The 15,403-nt window shown below is 66.6% G+C and carries 13 protein-coding genes, 1 tRNA gene and 2 pseudogenes; 8 read left to right on the top strand and 8 right to left on the bottom strand.

Going from position 1 to position 15,403, the window contains the following annotated elements:
• Positions 1 to 58 precede the first annotated feature (58 nt).
• Both ACQR13_RS18060 and ACQR13_RS18055 read right to left on the bottom strand, forming a co-directional pair.
• Positions 59 to 1,759: an FAD-dependent oxidoreductase gene (locus ACQR13_RS18060; protein WP_410052261.1), complete on the bottom strand. Its 1,701-nt coding sequence runs from the start codon at positions 1,757 to 1,759 to the stop codon at positions 59 to 61.
• Positions 1,760 to 1,802: 43 nt separating this feature from the next.
• On the bottom strand, positions 1,803 to 1,985 hold the full coding sequence (locus ACQR13_RS18055; RefSeq protein WP_316165560.1) for a hypothetical protein: 183 nt from the start codon (positions 1,983 to 1,985) through the stop codon (positions 1,803 to 1,805).
• A 351-nt stretch (positions 1,986 to 2,336) separates the two neighbouring features.
• On the opposite strand from ACQR13_RS18055, the gene ACQR13_RS18050 reads away from it, so the two are divergent.
• Positions 2,337 to 2,411, top strand: a tRNA-Thr gene (locus tag ACQR13_RS18050).
• On the opposite strand, the gene ACQR13_RS18045 is transcribed toward ACQR13_RS18050, so the two are convergent.
• Entirely contained in the window at positions 2,390 to 2,614 is a 225-nt protein-coding gene (locus ACQR13_RS18045; RefSeq protein WP_434863047.1) for a hypothetical protein, read from the bottom strand. The two genes, ACQR13_RS18050 and ACQR13_RS18045, sit on opposite strands and share 22 nt — an antisense overlap.
• A 451-nt stretch (positions 2,615 to 3,065) precedes the next feature.
• On the opposite strand from ACQR13_RS18045, the pseudogene ACQR13_RS18040 reads away from it, so the two are divergent.
• The 4 genes and pseudogenes from ACQR13_RS18040 to ACQR13_RS18025 all read left to right on the top strand — a co-directional run.
• A pseudogene (locus tag ACQR13_RS18040) lies at positions 3,066 to 3,239 on the top strand (nuclear transport factor 2 family protein); the annotation flags it as partial.
• 489 nt (positions 3,240 to 3,728) lie between these two features.
• The gene (locus ACQR13_RS18035; RefSeq protein ID WP_315717875.1) at positions 3,729 to 4,463 is read left to right on the top strand and encodes a sensor histidine kinase; all 735 of its coding nucleotides are present in this window, start codon (positions 3,729 to 3,731) and stop codon (positions 4,461 to 4,463) included.
• Positions 4,444 to 5,130, top strand: coding sequence for a response regulator transcription factor (locus ACQR13_RS18030; RefSeq protein ID WP_315717876.1), 687 nt, complete (start codon positions 4,444 to 4,446; stop codon positions 5,128 to 5,130). The genes ACQR13_RS18035 and ACQR13_RS18030 overlap by 20 nt, the downstream gene beginning before the upstream one ends.
• A gap of 196 nt (positions 5,131 to 5,326) precedes the next feature.
• Positions 5,327 to 5,680 carry a response regulator gene (locus ACQR13_RS18025; protein WP_315717877.1) on the top strand — a complete coding sequence of 118 codons (354 nt, stop codon included), beginning with the start codon at positions 5,327 to 5,329 and terminating at the stop codon, positions 5,678 to 5,680.
• 113 nt (positions 5,681 to 5,793) lie between these two features.
• Here ACQR13_RS18025 and ACQR13_RS18020 read toward each other — a convergent pair whose 3' ends face one another.
• Positions 5,794 to 5,967, bottom strand: a complete 174-nt coding sequence (locus ACQR13_RS18020) for a hypothetical protein (RefSeq protein WP_315717878.1) — start codon at positions 5,965 to 5,967, stop codon at positions 5,794 to 5,796.
• Positions 5,968 to 6,131: 164 nt separating this feature from the next.
• Here ACQR13_RS18020 and ACQR13_RS18015 point away from each other — a divergent pair.
• A pseudogene (locus ACQR13_RS18015) lies at positions 6,132 to 6,801 on the top strand (IS3 family transposase); the annotation flags it as partial.
• 342 nt (positions 6,802 to 7,143) lie between these two features.
• Here ACQR13_RS18015 and ACQR13_RS18010 read toward each other — a convergent pair.
• Together ACQR13_RS18010 and ACQR13_RS18005 are read right to left on the bottom strand one after the other, a co-directional pair.
• The gene (locus ACQR13_RS18010) at positions 7,144 to 9,219 is read right to left on the bottom strand and encodes a methyl-accepting chemotaxis protein (protein WP_434843277.1); all 2,076 of its coding nucleotides are present in this window, start codon (positions 9,217 to 9,219) and stop codon (positions 7,144 to 7,146) included.
• Between the two features lie 204 nt (positions 9,220 to 9,423).
• On the bottom strand, positions 9,424 to 10,152 hold the full coding sequence (locus ACQR13_RS18005; RefSeq protein WP_315751340.1) for an SDR family oxidoreductase: 729 nt from the start codon (positions 10,150 to 10,152) through the stop codon (positions 9,424 to 9,426).
• A 120-nt stretch (positions 10,153 to 10,272) separates the two neighbouring features.
• Between ACQR13_RS18005 and ACQR13_RS18000 the strand changes: the two genes are divergently transcribed.
• Positions 10,273 to 11,556 (top strand): hypothetical protein, encoded by a 1,284-nt coding sequence (locus tag ACQR13_RS18000; protein ID WP_434863046.1) that lies wholly within the window; start codon positions 10,273 to 10,275, stop codon positions 11,554 to 11,556.
• A gap of 207 nt (positions 11,557 to 11,763) precedes the next feature.
• Here ACQR13_RS18000 and ACQR13_RS17995 read toward each other — a convergent pair whose 3' ends face one another.
• Positions 11,764 to 12,801, bottom strand: a complete 1,038-nt coding sequence (locus tag ACQR13_RS17995) for a magnesium and cobalt transport protein CorA (RefSeq protein ID WP_434863045.1) — start codon at positions 12,799 to 12,801, stop codon at positions 11,764 to 11,766.
• Positions 12,802 to 13,058: 257 nt separating this feature from the next.
• On the opposite strand from ACQR13_RS17995, the gene ACQR13_RS17990 reads away from it, so the two are divergent.
• Entirely contained in the window at positions 13,059 to 13,763 is a 705-nt protein-coding gene (locus ACQR13_RS17990; protein WP_315751335.1) for an SDR family oxidoreductase, read from the top strand.
• Between the two features lie 15 nt (positions 13,764 to 13,778).
• Here ACQR13_RS17990 and ACQR13_RS17985 read toward each other — a convergent pair whose 3' ends face one another.
• A complete protein-coding gene (locus ACQR13_RS17985) occupies positions 13,779 to 15,218 on the bottom strand; it encodes a glutamine synthetase family protein (protein WP_315751333.1) in 1,440 nt (479 codons plus the stop codon).
• Between the last annotated feature and the right edge of the window lie 185 nt (positions 15,219 to 15,403).

Here is a 15,403-nt window from a genome sequence, read left to right as displayed (position 1 = left end):
CGCAGCCGCCGGGAATTCATCCCCTGACGGTACGGCCCCCGCGGCGGAAAGGCGCGAATCAGACCGGCGGGACCAGCGCATCGGCCAGAAACCCGTGCAGCGCGGCGACGACCTGGGCCCCCTCGCCGATCGCACCGCCGACGCGCTTGACCGAGCCGGAGCGGACGTCGCCGACCGCATAGACGCCGGGCACCGAGGTCTCGAGCGGCGACACCATCCGCCCGGCATTCTGCTCCGACTGCGCGCCGGTGACGACGAAGCCGGCACGGTCGAGCGTGATGCCGCAGCCGTCGAGCCAGCCGGTGGCGGGATCGGCGCCGACGAACAGAAACAGATTGCTGATGTCGGCCGGCGTCTCTTCGCCGGACAGCCGGCTCTTCAAGGTGATGCGTTCGAGGCCGGTGTCGGCCCCGCCATCGAGCGCGACGACCTCGGTGTTGAACAACAGCTCGATGTTCGGCGTCGCCTCGATGCGCTCGATGAGATAGCGCGACATCGACGCGGCCAACCCGCCGCCACGGATGATCATCCGCACCTTCTTGACGTGCCCCGACAGAAACACCGCGGCCTGCCCCGCGGAATTGCCGCCGCCGACGAGGGCGACCTCCTGCCCCGCGCACAGCCGCGCCTCGATCGGCGAGGCCCAGTACCACACGCCGCGCCCCTCGAACTCCTTGAGCCGGGCAAGATCAGGCCGGCGATAGCGCGCGCCGCTGGCGACCACCACCGAGCGCGCCCGCACCTCGTCGCCGCCCTCGAGCGCCAGCACGAAGGCGCCGGCCTTGCGCTCGCAGTCGAGCGCATTGACCGACACCGGGATCATGATCTCGGCGCCGAACTTCTGCGCCTGGTTGAAGGCGCGCGCGGTCAGCGCGAGGCCGGTGATGCCGGTCGGGAAGCCGAAATAGTTCTCGATGCGCGCGCTGGCGCCGGCCTGGCCGCCGAACGCACGCGAGTCCAGCACCGCGACGGAAAGACCTTCGGAGGCGCCATACACCGCCGTGGCAAGGCCCGCCGGCCCGCAGCCGACGACCGCGACATCGTAGATCTTCTCGCCGCGCGGCCCGCCGATCATCCCGACGGCACGCGCCAGCTCGGTCTCGCTGGGATTGCGCAGCACGCTGCCGTCGGACACCACCACCAGCGGCAGCTCGGCCGGGGTCGGCGAATAGCGCGCGATCAGGTCGGCGGCGTCGTGATCGACGGCGGGATCGAGCAGATGGTGCGGAAAGCCGTTGCGGGTGAGGAAGCTCTGCAGCCGCGCGATCGCCGCCGATTGCGGCGGCCCGATCATGACCGGGCCGCCGGCGCCGCCCTGAATGAGATTCACACGGCGCAGGATCAGCGCCCGCATGATGCGCTCACCGAGCTCGGCCTCGGCGATCAACAGCGCGCGCAACCGTTCGGGGCGAATCAGGATGACCTCGACGTCGCCCTCGGCATGGCCATCGACCAGCGCGACGCGGCCGGAGAGCTGGGCGATCTCGGCCAGAAACTGCCCTGGCCCCTGGTCGATCACCGGGGTGACGTGACCGAGGCCGTCACGCTGGGTGATCGCGACATGGCCTTTGAGGATGACGAACATGCCGGGGCCGGGCTTGCCGGTCTCGAACAGCAGCTCGCCGTCACGATAGGTCTGGATCTCGCCGAAGCCGCGCAGGCGCGCGATCTCCTGGGGCGTCAGCTCCGGAAAAGTCTGGTCGAAGCGCGGCAGCGTCTTCGCGAGCTCCGCCCGTTGTGCCGCCGCATCCGCCGTCATCCCTTCATCCGCTGCCATCACGCCCACCCCGCCTGCCATCTGCTCAATGCTTCGAATCGTCCCGGCCGTCGGCAGCGGCCTCGTCCAAGCCGTCCTTCTCGACCGTCACCGCCTGGCTGCGCTCGCGGCTCTGCGCCTTGCGCCGCTTCAGGTTCTCGCGCAGCGCCTGCTTCAGCCGCTCCTCGCGCGCACCCTTCGGCGCCGCCTTCCCGGTCTTATCCGTCATCCCTTCCCCCGGTCACCCCATACCAGAGGCACAATTGGGGCCGCAGGTGCGAAAGCCAAGAGGCGTTGGCGACGCAGACGCTAGGTTCCGCCCGGCCGGCCGTCGCCTGCCCGGATGGGGAGTTGCCGCCGCGCCCCGGGCATTGGGGACGCCAAGGGCGACCAACCGCGAAAATCCGCCGCGAACGGGCGATTTCGCTCCGATTCGGAGGTCTTTCGCTCCGTTTCGATACATCACGCTGACGTCTTTCCCGGAAAACCGGGCGAGCCGCGCTTGCGCAGGCGGGGACCTTGTGGCAAGAACCGCCCGCGTTCGGTCGCGGCTTTCGGGCCGGTCCCCGCCAGTCCCTTTGCTGCCGTAGCTCAGTGGTAGAGCACTCCCTTGGTAAGGGAGAGGTCGACAGTTCAATCCTGTCCGGCAGCACCAGGGCATTCTTCCCCAAACATGATCTTCGGCGACGCCTCGGGACCACAGGCCACGCGCAGATGCACGTCGTCGGCCTCGCGGCGCAATTTGCGTCCGAGCTCTGCTGCAGCACCGCCCTCTCCGGAAATCGAGGGCGCAGGGAAGGCCGGGCGCTGGCCGCGCCCGTGGCCCGCCTGCAGAAAAAGAATGGTGGCGGCAGTCACCAGAGGTCTGGCCGAACACACCCGGCCCTCCCTGCGCAATGGCTTTACGACTTATACGCGCTCTCCCTGGGGACCGGGCTTTGTTGCCCCCATCACCCGCGATGCACTGACGCACATCAGCGAGCTTGACCTCAGCATCGGGAGGTCGGGACCACGCGACTTCACCGTCCGTATCGAAGTTGTTCGTCCGCTCGCGAATGCGCGCTGCAACTCCGACCCGGCCATCGCATCCCACACCCAACGCTCGTGACGACTCGCGAACGCCCCTCTTCGATGAGCACGGGACGGCCGGAAATGTGCAGGTGATTTGCCCGACGGCACAAGGGGAATGGGTGCGGCAGAGTGGCACGACGGGCAGTTTCAGCAGAGCTGGGATACGGGCGGCGGAGGGGGCTTTGTTTGGTGCAGCGTCACCGTAATCCCAGCGTCACCGTAATCCCCGGACGGGACCGTCCTCGACCGCGCCGGCTTCCTGCGGCAAGTCGCCCGGAAGTCGCCGGTCACCGAGATTTCCGGCAGCGACATCCAGATCAGGGTCCTTGGAGACATCGGTGTCGTGAATGCACGCACGCACTTCACCAAACCCGACGGAAGCCGGGGGACTGGCTGCTACACGGACGTCTAATGGAGGCGTGGCGACCGCTGGCGTTGCATTTCCGTTTCGCGCAACTGACGTGGAAGCACGGCGGTCGTACCTTGCGGTCGGGCGCCCGCGAGACAGATCGAGATTGGTTTGATCTTGCCTGTCATGAGATTGCCTCAACAGAGTTGCCGAGGCGATCAATCATGAATGAGGATAAACCCGCTGCCCGCTATTCAACGCCTGTGAGACCTTCACCTCACGTCCACATTTCATGCGTATGGAAGCTGCAAGGCTCAGCGTCCACTGACTCATGCTAGCGTCGGGAAAGACGGCGAATGGCGGCGCGGTGTTCTCCGTCGACGCGATGAGCTTCATCGACGCCCTGCCGATCGACAATTACAACGGTGCGGCGCGTAGCTTTAATGTACATAAAGTTATGCGGTTTAAATCGATCTTTGAAGTTGACTCGATCATACTACTGATACATCCTAAGGGTGTATCTTAGTCACGAGAAAACCTGGCTGGTCTTCGATGCAACGGGAGCAGATCGAAGCCATAACTCGCGATATTGGGCAACAAGAAATTCTTGAACGTGAAATTCTTGCGATTGCCTCTCGCGAGAGACAGCGCATTGGGCGTGAACTCCACGACGGGCTCTGCCAATCGCTCGCCGGCTTAGCGGCGCTAGCTGCGGCGCTGTGGCGAAGTTTGGCGGCGAGCGGCCAACCGGGTCCCGCCGCGGCCGCGGCCGAACTCGTACGATTGCTGAACGAGACCATCGGCGAGGCGCGTGACCTCGCTCGTGGGCTCAGCTCGATCGGTCTGAATAGCGCGGATCTTGTCGGCTCCCTTGAGAGCCTCGCCCGCAACGTCAGCGCCGCTCATGGCGCCTTTTGTGCGTTTGTGGAAGATAACCCTTGTCCCGATCTTGGCCGCGAAACCACGAGCCACCTCGTGCGTATCGCCCAAGAAGCCGTCCGCAATGCGGTCAGCCACGGCCGAGCCGACGAAATCGAGATCCGTCTGGCGTGCACTGCAGGCTCGGGACTATTGAGCATCCGGGACAACGGTGTCGGGCTTCCCGAAAAATGGCGCGATCATGACGGCATCGGGCTTTATACCATGGACTACCGCGCGCGGGCGATCGGCGGTTCTCTTACTGTGGAGCCGCAGGCCCGTCGCGGCGTCATGGTTGCGTGCGCGTTTCCGCTGTTATCGAATTACGAACGGCAGGAAAGTATCGGCGATGCCCACTTGCCTGGCTGAAGCCGCGGACGCGGTGCGGAAGAGGCTGCTTGTCGTCGACGATCATCCCGTGCTGTGCCGCGGGTTGATCGCCCTCATCGAGGCGGAAAACGGCCTCGCCGTTCACGGCGCGGTCGGTACGCGCGTGGCCGCGCTCAAGACCATCGCGATCAGTCGCCCTGATCTGGTGATCGTAGACCTTGCTCTCGGCGACGAGGACGGCCTAGATCTCGTCAAGGAAATCAAAGCGCGTCATCCCGGCGTTCGCTCGCTGGTGCTTTCGATGTACGACGAAGAGGTGTTCGCCGAGCGCGCGCTTTGCGCCGGCGCCCTCGGCTATGTCACCAAACAACAGCTCGAATCGACCGTGATCGCTGCCATTCGTCGGGTGCTTGCAGGCGAGACCTACATGAGCGAGGCTCTGCAGCGGCGGCTGGCTGAACGATGCGTCGGCGCGCGACCGCTCGAGACCGCCTCGCCGGTGCGCACGCTGAGCGATCGGGAATTGCAGGTATTTCGGCTCGTTGGTCAGGGCCGAACCACGCGGCAGATCGCTGGTCTACTGAACCGCAGCGTCAAAACGGTAGAATCCCATCTTGAGCACATCAAGAATAAGCTGGCGATCGAATCGGCTGCTGAACTTGCCCAACGCGCGGCTCAATGGGTTACAATCGGCCGATTGGGTTGAGTCATAAAGTTCGCCCAAGTGCGCGGCTAGTGTCATACACGTCTGCCATGCCGCCGATGACTTCTCGACCAAGCAGGCACAGCCCCTCTCCGGCAAGCGCGACGGCCGAACACGCGGTCTGGGCCATGGTGCTAAAGCGGACTGCGCAATCAGCACGGCGCACGCGGCGTCTGCTCATTGTGGACAGTCACCCCTGATGCGGCGCAGGCTGACCGCGCTGATCAATGCTGAGCCCGGTCTTGTCGTATGTGCCTTGGCGGCCACCCAACGGGATGCGCTCGTGGCCATCGCGGCCACGAAACCCGATCTAGGGATCGTCGATCTGTTCCTTGGCGATAGCAATGGTTTGGATCTGGTGAGAGACGTTCGCGCGCGCTTTGTTCGTCTGCCGCTACCTGGATTGAGCAGGCATGATTCGCCGCAATACGTCCGCCGCGCTTTCGAATCCGGCACCGACGACTACGTCGCCAAGCAGGAGATGACAGAAGACCTTCTGGTGGCGATCCGCAGCGTGCTGCTCGGCGACCCTTACGGCGCACCGGCGCCTTGATCCATGCCCGTCTGCGTCCGGCAAGTTGACGCGTGCGAAGCTGGGCGGCCCATGGGGGATTCTCCCAATGCGAAAACGGGGTGCGACCCCGATGTCAGTTTAAGTCTCCAGCGTTAGCATTGGTAGCTACCAATGCCGTGCCCGCTTTGACGACTGAAATGCTGGTCGAGCCCTTCGCTTATCGGCTCGATCGAGACCATCACCGCTTCAAATGGGAAAAAACGATGAGAAATATCTGCACCGCCGCCGCAATAGTCGCGATTGTTTTCATTCCTTGGACCGTCCATGCGGGCACCTGCTACAAAAACTTAGGTTGCAAGGGCGCTACGTCGACCACTTCTTGCAAGACATGTCTTGGAAACCCCTCAAAGGGAGAGGGTTGGAAGCAAAACTCAAAGAGCACCTGTATCGGAAACTTCAACCATTGTCCGGCGGTCCGTTAACGGTACTGGCGCTGGTCCCGCGCCCCGGCACCAGCAAGGCCGCCTCCGGCCACAAGATCCATCCCTATCTGCTGCGCGGCGTCAGCATCACCGATGCCCAATCACGTCTGGGCGGCCGACATCACCTACATTCCGATGGCGCAGGGGTTCCTGTATCTGGTGGCGATCATCGACTGGGCCACCCGGGCGGTGCTGGCGTGGCGCTTGTCGAACACGATGAATACGGGCTTTTGCATCGCTGCGCTCGACGAGGCGATGGCGCGTCACGGCCGGCCTAAGATCTTCAACACCGATCAGGGCGCGCAGTTCACCAGCTCAGCCTTCACCGGCAGGCTGGAGGCTGCAGGCATTGCGATTTCGATGGACGGACGCGGCCGTTTCATGGACAACATCTTCATCGAACGATTGTGGCGCTCGATCAAGTATGAGGAAGTGCATCTGAAAGCCTATGCTGACGGGCGCGAAGCGCGAGACGGCATCGGCTCATGGATGACCTTTTATAATCATCGCCGCCCGCACCAGGCGATGAACAATCAGTTTCCCATGGCGGCATGGCGCGCCGGCATGGATGTGATCGAGGCGGCCCAGACTGTGGATATGCCGCTTCGCTTGGACAACGCAAACGCGTTGCCCACATACCCACAGCAGGCCCAGACGCAGCAGCAGGAAGCTGCTTGATTTGAACGACAGGGCAGGCGCGATCACACCTTAATTTTCGGCGATCCATGGTCCCGTGCGTGGGGTCCACTTCAGTTGAACGTGTCTCGCAAGCTAACATCCGCCTGGGGTTATGGATTCCCGCGTTCGCGGGAGAACGGGGCAGCCGAGAAGAACAAAGGGCGCGATCGGTCCGATCGCGGAGCATCGGCAGCAGCGCAGATCTGAGTAGCTGTAGCCCGGATGAGCGGCACCGATATCTGAGGGGGCTGGCCCCGCATGTCGCTTGCGCTCATGCGGGCTATAGCTGCTGCGATCGGGTGGCGATGCGCGGCCCTCGTCGAGGCCACGCATAATGCACCCTCACGCCGCGCGCACCGAGTCGAGGAAGCGGCTGACCTCGTCGCGGAGGCGGCTGCTCTGGCCGGACAGCGACTTCGCGGCGGACAGCACCTGCGAGGAGGCCGAGCCGGTCTCGTCGGCGCCATGCCGGACGCTGGCGATGTTCGCCGACACCTGCTGGGTGCCGTGCGCCGCCTGCTGGACGTTGCGCGAGATCTCGCGCGTCGCCGAGCTCTGCTCCTCGACGGCGGAAGCGATGGCGGACGCGATCTCCGACATCCGGGCGATGGTCTCGCCGATCTCCTTGATCGAGCCGACCGACTCCTGGGTCGCGGCCTGAATGCCGCCGATCTGCTGGCCGATCTCGCCGGTGGCCTTGGCGGTCTGTTCGGCGAGCGCCTTGACCTCGGAGGCGACCACCGCGAAGCCGCGGCCGGCCTCACCGGCGCGGGCGGCCTCGATGGTGGCGTTGAGCGCGAGCAGGTTGGTCTGCCCGGCGATCGCGTTGATCAGCTCGACGACGTCGCCGATCCGCGCCGCGGCCTTTGCGAGCTCCGCGACGTTGTCGTTGGTCTTGCGCGCCTGCGCCAGCGCCTCGTTGGCGATGCGCGCGGAATCCTGCACCTGGCGGCTGATCTCGTTGACCGACGAGCTCATCTCCTCGGCGGCCGCGGCGACCGAATGCACGTTGGTCGAGGCCTCCTCGGAGGCCGAGGTCACCACGGTGGCGAGCTCCAGCGAGCGGCCGGCGGTCGTCGTCAGCGTGGCGGCGGAGCGCTCCAGATCGGCCGACGCCGATGACACGATGCCGACGACCTCGCCGATCGCCATCTCGAACTCGCGCGTGAAGCGCTCGACACGCTGGCCGCGCTCGATCTTGGCCTGCGCGTCGGCCGCGGCCGCCTGCTCGGCGCGCTTCTTCTCCAGCAGCGCCTCCTTGAAGGTCTGCAGCGAGCCGGTCATCGCGGCGATCTCGTCGTCGCGATTGATCGTCGGGATCGCCACGTCGTCATGGCCGGCCGCCATCTCGCCGATCAGGCCGGTCAGGTTCACGATCGGGTTGATCACGCGGCGGCGCAGCAGCATGGTGACGAACACGAGAATGCCGGCGAGGGCCGCGACCACCGCCGTCGCCAGCGCGAGCATCAGATAGGCTGCATCGCGCGCCGCGACGGCGCGTTCGCGGGCCTCGGCGATCGCGGCGTCGCGCACGACGAAGAACTTCTGCACGGCCGGGACGACCGCCTCGGCCAGGCTGTCGGCGGTGAGTGCGTAGTTGAGATCGCCGAGCCCGGCTGCGATGTCCTTGTCGACGATCGGAACGGCGCGCCCGAAATAGGCGTCACGGGCCTCCTTGAACGCCGTGAGCAGCCGCTCCGGATTGCCGAGCTGGTCGATGCCGGCGTCCAGGCGCTCGCGGTCGGCTTCGGTGCGGCCCTGGGCGCGGTCCATCGCCGCCTTCTCGGCCGGTGCCACGGCGCGGCGGGCGCTGAGCGCCGGCGACAGCGCGGCGGCACGACCACCGGCGGTCACGCGCAGGTCCTGCGCGGTGCGGGCGACGTCGAGCAGCGTCGTCAGCGACGCGTCGGCATTGGCGATGCGGTTCTGCAGCTGGTTCAGGATCGGCTCGATTGCCAGGGCGACCTGGGTGACCCCGGGGAGAAAGCTCTTGATGACGGCCGGATCGCGCGCGTTCAGCGGCGCGGTCAGCGCGGGGTCCACCTTGGCGAGGATCTCGTTCAGCTTGGACGAGGCCTGGTCCAGGCTGCGCGTGATCGCCTCGCCGTTGGAGACGTTCGCCAGCTGCGCGCGCGCCCTGGCGAAGGATGCGTCGGCGGACTGCCTGATCTTGCGCACGCCTTCGAGCTGCGCGGGCGTGGCGGGAGTATCCTGGAAGATCGGCGTGATGTAGGGAGCGCGATGGCCGACCACGTCCTGCGCGTAGAGCAGCACGGCGCCGAACGCCTCGACCGTCTTGATCGCCTCGGCCTTGTCGCTGACAGCCCTGACCTGCTCGATCACGACTTGAGCAGCAGGGAGGACGGCCAAAGCCGTCACCGACAGCATGGAAATTGCGAAAAGTCGGCCGATCTTCATTATTGCCCCCGGATTGCGCGGGCTCACGCTAGGTTCCTTATGATTAAGGTTGCGCTTAATTCGATCCCCGTAGTTCCACGGGGTCGTCGCGCGCCCTGGATCGGAGACATGGCACCCGGACAGGACATCCCGTGCCGCTTGAAGAATGTCCTGACGCGCGGCGACGACTTAGGGCCGATTCCAGCTCAGGAAAACCCGGCTGCCCTACAAATCAAAATTCGTCGGCAGCATCACGACGTCGCGGATGGTCATGCCGCGCGGACGGGTCAGCATGAACATGATCACCTCGGCGACCTCTGAGGGCTCCAGCAGGCTGCCGGACTCGCGTGCCTCCTTCAGCTTCTCGGCCGGCCAGTCGGCGATCAGCGCGGTGATCACCGGGCCTGGCGAGATCGCGCCGACGCGGATGCCGTGCTTGAACACCTGGCGGCGCACCGTCTGCACGAAGCAGTCGATCGCCCATTTCGACGACGCATAGACCGGCTCCCACGGCGTCGGGTAATGGGCGGCGAGCGAGCTGGTGACGATGATGTCGCCCGAGCCGCGCGCGATCATGTGCGGGAGCACGTCGCGTACGTTCTTCATCACGACGTTGACGTTGAGGTTCAGCATGCGGTCGATCGCGTCCGTCCTGGCGTCGACGAGATCGCCGCCGAGATAGCTGCCGGCATTGGCGTGAAGGATGTCGAGCCGGCCGGCCGCATCGAGGACGCGCGGCAGCAGGGTGGCGCAATCCGTGGGATCGAGCAGGTCGATCACCACGGGGATCACGGCCTCGCCGTGCCGCTCGCGCAGGCTCGCCAGCGCCGCGGCGTCGCGATCGATCATGACGACGCGCGCGCCGGCGGCCAGCATCGCCGCGCTGCTGGCGAGGCCGATGCCCGACGCCGCGCCGGTGACCGCCGCCACCTTGCCTTCGAGTTCCCTGCCCATTCATCTCCTCCTTGTCCGGCCAGACTACAGCAAACCGCGCGGCATTGCCGCACTCCGTTGGACCCATCGCAATCCCTGCGCGTTGCATCCCGGCCGCCAGCATCACCCGTGAAGAGCCCGATGGAGACGATCGAAGCCTATCTCGCCCGCAAGCATCAGGAGCTGCAGCTCCTGAATTGCTGCCTGCGGAGACCGCATGCGCTGCCGGCGCCACGCTCCGTGATGGAGGCCGTCCGGCGCAAGTTTCAGCTCACGGCCGCGCTGAAGGCCGAGCACGCGCTCAGCGACTGGACCGCGACAGAGACGGCCTGGGCGGATGCGGACGATCATCGCGCCGGACCGTTCGCCTTCAGCTACGACTATCAGCGCGCCGATCTCGACGTGCGCGGGCCGTCGTTCTATGCGGCGGGCGAGAGCCGTCATGACACCATCTACACCATCTCCGGCATGGCGGCGATCGCGGCACTGCTGCTGGCGACCCGCCCCGTTCTCGGTACGGCGAACCTGCTGATGCTGCCGGGTTCCTATGGCGAGACGCAGGAGCTGGTCGCGGCGCATGCGCGGCACCTGCGCCCGGTGACGCTGACCCGTGACCTTGCCGCCGCGCTGGCGCAGCCCGCGCCGGCGCCGCGGCTGCTGCTGATCGATTCCAGCGCGACCGCGCCGCGCTTCGAGGCCGTGCTGAATTGCGACCGTCCGGCGATCGATCTCCTGATCTTCGACACCACCTGCTTTGCCAATGGCTCCGGCCGCGTTCGCCGCGTGCTGGCCTGGGCGCGACGCTGGGACGTGCCGGTCGTGATGGTGCGCAGCCATACCAAGCTCGACTCGCTCGGCGCTGAATATGGCCGGCTCGGCTCGGTCGCCTTCATCGATTGGAGCAAGGCCGGCGCCGCGGGCCGCGTTGTGCTTCAGACGCTGCCGGACGAGACGCGCAACGCCGTCAGGCTGCTCGGCGGCGCGGCGCTGCCGGCGCATTTCCCGCCTTATGTCGGCCTGCCCGCCTATCGCGAACTGACCGCGCGGCGCGTCGCCGCCATCCTGCGCAACAGCCGGCGCGCGCGGCGTCAATTCGCGACCGCGCTGCACGGCCTGACCGCGGAGCTCGACTTCGCGCACGGGCTCTACGTCACGCTCGCCGGCCGCGCGCCGCTCGACGAGGCCACCGCGCGGCAAGCCGCAACCGCCATGAGCGACGATCTCCGGCGCGCCGGGCTGCCGATCCGCCACGCCGGCAGCTTCGGCTTCGATTTCGCTGCGACGGAATGGTTTCACGACGCCACCACGGATCGCTACAGCGTGCGCGTCGCCGTGCCCGACCTGCCGACCGCGATCTGGGACGAACTGACGGACGCGATCGCCGCGTGGTGGTCCGCGCACCAGGGGCGATCCGCCGCGGCGTGACCGCTGCGCCATGGCACGCCTTGCCTCCTCAACGGCAAACGATTTCGATGCCACACGCGCCACGTCGTGCCCGGCGGTCGCGGCGCCACCGCACTCGGCGCCCTGGCACCGCGCCTCGCTTGGGCGCAGGGGATTTGGAGCAACGCCTTCGCGCCGCTCGCAAGTGGCTGAACCCGCTTCGCGAGCAGGGACCGACGGCCCCTCCCCTCACAGCCATCCGCGCCGGTGGAACTGCCAGTACAGCACGCTGCACACGGTGGCGATGAAGCCCAGCACGGCGTAGTAGCCGTATTGCCATTTCAGCTCCGGCATGTGCTCGAAGTTCATGCCGTAGATGCCGGCGACGGCCGTCGGCACCGCGAGGATCGCGGCCCAGGCCGTGAGCCGACGGGCGATGTCGGTCTGCTGCGCCTGGCCGGCCATCATGCTGGCCTCGAACACGAAGGCGAGGATCTCGCGCAGGGAATCCGCATCCTCCTCGGCGCGCTTGGCGTGGTCGAGCACGTCGCGAAACAGCGGCGCCATCTCGGCGTCGATCGCGACGTTGTCGACATGCTCGAGCCGCTTGCAGACGTCGACCACGGGGCCGACGGCGCGGCGCAGCCGCAGCAGGTCGCGCCGCAGGCGATACAGAAGGTCGACCTCGTGGCGCGCCAGCGGCCGCTGCAGCACGACCTCCTCCAGCGTCTCGACCTCGGCCATGATGCTCTCGGTCACCGGCCGGTAGTTGTCGACGATGAAATCGAGGATCGCATAGAGGATGTAGTCCTCCCCCTTGGCGAGCGAGCCCGGACAGCTCTCGCAGCGCTCGCGCACCGCGCCATAGGAGGTCGAGGCGCCGTGGCGCACCGAGACCACGAAGCCGGGGCCGACAAAGATGTGGGTCTCGCCGAACACGATGTGCTCCTTGACGAGCTGCGCGGTGCGGGCGACGACGAACAGCGCGTCGCCGTAGCGCTCGACCTTGGGCTGCTGATGCGCCTTCGACGCATCCTCGATCGCGAGCTCGTGCAGCCCGAACTGATCCGCGACGCGCTGCAGCAGCGCCGCATCAGGCTCATGCAGCCCGATCCACACCACATGGCCCGGCCGCCTGCTCCAGGCGCCGGCCTCCTCGATCGCGACGTCGGCGACGCGGCGGCCATCGGCATAGGCGCTCGCCGCGACCACGCCGGGCTCGCGCGACGCGCCGCGAACCTGAACGACCGGCGTATCGGCCGGTGTCTGCGTCGTCACGTGGCGCATCGTGCCTCCCTGCTGTCCGGTCTCAACGGATCCACGCGGTGGCGCGTTCCCGTTGCACCGGCCTGTTTCCGATTTTCGGCGCGTTGCAGCCGCCGGTCAAGCAACGCGCCGGATCAGATCGGTGCCGATACGGCTTGTTGATGATCTGTCGCTCGCCGTCATGGCGACCGGCGCGTTCCTGTGTTTTGCTCGACGCCACCGGGAGAACAGCGCTACATGATCGCCGTCGTCATCCGTGAAAGGCAGGAGTCATCGTCATGGCCACACAACGTGTCGCACTGGTCACCGCGGGCGGCAGCGGCATGGGCGCAGCGGCCGCGCGCCGGCTTGCCGCTGATGGGTTCCACGTCGCGATCCTGTCGTCGTCGGGCAAGGGCGAGGCGCTGGCGGCCGAGCTCGGCGGCCTCGGCATCACCGGCTCCAACACGTCCAGCGACGATCTGAAACGCCTCGTCGACGGCGCGATGGACCGCTGGGGCCGCATCGATGTGCTCGTCAACAGCGCCGGCCACGGCCCGCGAGCGCCGATCCTGGAGCTGACCGACGAGCAGTGGCACACGGGCCTCGATACCTATCTGCTGAACGTCATCCGCCCGACACGCCTGGTGACACCGGTCATGCAGGCGCATAAGGGCGGCGCGATCATCAACATCTCGACCGCCTGGACCTTCGAACCGTCTTCGATGTTCCCGACCTCGGCGGTGTTCCGCGCCGGGCTCGCATCCTTCACCAAGATCTTCACCGACACCTACGCGGCCGACAACATCCGCATGAACAACGTGCTGCCGGGCTGGATCGACAGCCTGCCGGCGACGGAGGAGCGCCGTAAGACGGTGCCGATGGGCCGCTACGGCAAGTCCGAGGAGATCGCCGCGACCATCGCCTTCCTGGCCTCCGAGGGTGCCGCCTACATCACCGGCCAGAACATCCGCGTCGACGGCGGGCTGACGCGCAGCGTGTGAGGGGCCACCGCGCCGTCAGAACATCTCGAAATATTCGCGCTGCTCCCAGTCGGAGACCTCCTGCTGGAAGCGCTCGAGCTCGGCGTTCTTGATGAAGGTGTAGTAGTCGATGAAGGTCGAACCGAACGCCTGGCGGAAGAACGCATCGTCCTTCAGCGCATCGACCGCCTCGCGCAACGATTTCGGCAGCAGGCTCGCCTTGGTCTCATAGGGCACATCCGCCGACGGTCCCGGATCGAGCTCGCGGTCGATGCCGTCGAGGCCGGCTGATATCTGCGAAGCCATGTAGAGATAGGGGTTGGCGGCGGGCTCGCCGATGCGGTTCTCCAGGCGGGTGGCGCGATCGCCGGGGCCGCCGAGCACGCGGATCATGACGCCTCTGTTGTCGCGGCCCCAGATCGCGCGGTCCGGCGCCAGCGAATAGGCGCGGTAGCGCCGGTAGCCGTTGATCGTCGGCGTCGAAAACAGCGCGGAGGCACGCGCATGCGCGAGCAGACCCGCCATGTAGTGGCGGCCGAGCGCGGACAGACCTTCGGCGTCCTCCGTCATGAACGCGTTGCTGCCGTCGCGCGCCACCAGCGACTGGTGCAGATGCCAGCCCGACGACATCACGTTGGGGATGCGCGGCCGGCACATGAAGGTGGCGTGATAGCCGTGGCGCTGGCAGATCTGCTTCACGGCGCTGCGGAACAGCACCATCGTATCCGCAGGCGCCAGCCCGATGCCCGGCTGCAGCACGAATTCGCACTGGCTCGGTCCATATTCGAGCTCGATCGAGCGCAACGGCAGGCCCAGCGCGACGAGGTTCGCCCGGATGATCTCGAGCGCCGGCTCCATCTGATCGAAGCGCTGCTCGGTGAGATATTGATAGCCCTGGGTCAGCAGGCTGACCGTCGGCGGCACGCCGGGCTGACCGGGCGAGCCGGCATCACCGGGCGCGAGCCTGGGATCCTCGACCTTGAAGATGTGGCACTCGACCTCGAGGCCGGCCATGAACTGATAGCCACGCTGTTCGAGCGTCGCCAATGCCGACCGATAGAGATTGCGCGTGGCGAACGGGACCGGCGCACCGTTGGCGAAATACAGATCACACAGCACCCAGCCGGTGCCGGGCGCCCAGGGCAGCACCCGGAACGTGGTGGGATCGGCCACCATCAGCGCGTCGCTGCCGCCCTGCATCTCGGCCATGCCGAAGCCGCCGCCGGCGGTGAACACCGGAAACACGGTGCGATGCGAGGTGTCCTTGGCGAGCAGGGTCGTCGTGATCGAGCAGCCATCCTCGAGCGAGGACAAAGCAGCATCGACAGTGAGTGTCTTGCCGCGCAGGATGCCATGCTGGTCCGGGAACGAGAAGCGGATGGTGGTGAGGCCGTGCTCCTCGGCGAGGCGGCGCATGCGCATTGCGGCCTCGGCCTGCTCGACGGTCCACAACTGATGCTTGTCGACGAAACTCAACGATGGCTCCTCGAATCGTGGGACGGGCAAAGGCGCGCTCGCGGCGCTGCCTCCGCTGTTGCGCCAGTGGACACTGCGAACGCGACGCGCCCACCGCCGCGACGGTGCGCGTGAATGGTGGGCGGGCCGTCGGACGGCACGACGCGCCGTTCCGCCGGCCTTGCCCACCCTACGGCAGCTCGGAG

Origin of the sequence: Bradyrhizobium sp. HKCCYLRH3059 (genome assembly GCF_051168035.1) — a bacterium.
Taxonomy (GTDB): domain Bacteria; phylum Pseudomonadota; class Alphaproteobacteria; order Rhizobiales; family Xanthobacteraceae; genus Bradyrhizobium.
Note: the sequence above shows the minus strand (reverse complement) of the source record. Positions and strands in the feature narration are given on the sequence as shown.

Bases quoted from the DNA above. Each gene is read 5' to 3' on its own strand.
- ACQR13_RS18060 (WP_410052261.1), bottom strand. From the start codon at position 1,759: ATGACGGCGGATGCGGCGGCACAACGGGCGGAGCTCGCGAAGACGCTG.
- ACQR13_RS18055 (WP_316165560.1), bottom strand. From the start codon at position 1,985: ATGACGGATAAGACCGGGAAGGCGGCGCCGAAGGGTGCGCGCGAGGAG.
- ACQR13_RS18035 (WP_315717875.1), top strand. From the start codon at position 3,729: ATGCAACGGGAGCAGATCGAAGCCATAACTCGCGATATTGGGCAACAA.
- ACQR13_RS18030 (WP_315717876.1), top strand. From the start codon at position 4,444: ATGCCCACTTGCCTGGCTGAAGCCGCGGACGCGGTGCGGAAGAGGCTG.
- ACQR13_RS18025 (WP_315717877.1), top strand. From the start codon at position 5,327: ATGCGGCGCAGGCTGACCGCGCTGATCAATGCTGAGCCCGGTCTTGTC.
- ACQR13_RS18020 (WP_315717878.1), bottom strand. From the start codon at position 5,967: ATGGACGGTCCAAGGAATGAAAACAATCGCGACTATTGCGGCGGCGGT.
- ACQR13_RS18010 (WP_434843277.1), bottom strand. From the start codon at position 9,219: ATGAAGATCGGCCGACTTTTCGCAATTTCCATGCTGTCGGTGACGGCT.
- ACQR13_RS18005 (WP_315751340.1), bottom strand. From the start codon at position 10,152: ATGGGCAGGGAACTCGAAGGCAAGGTGGCGGCGGTCACCGGCGCGGCG.
- ACQR13_RS18000 (WP_434863046.1), top strand. From the start codon at position 10,273: ATGGAGACGATCGAAGCCTATCTCGCCCGCAAGCATCAGGAGCTGCAG.
- ACQR13_RS17995 (WP_434863045.1), bottom strand. From the start codon at position 12,801: ATGCGCCACGTGACGACGCAGACACCGGCCGATACGCCGGTCGTTCAG.
- ACQR13_RS17990 (WP_315751335.1), top strand. From the start codon at position 13,059: ATGGCCACACAACGTGTCGCACTGGTCACCGCGGGCGGCAGCGGCATG.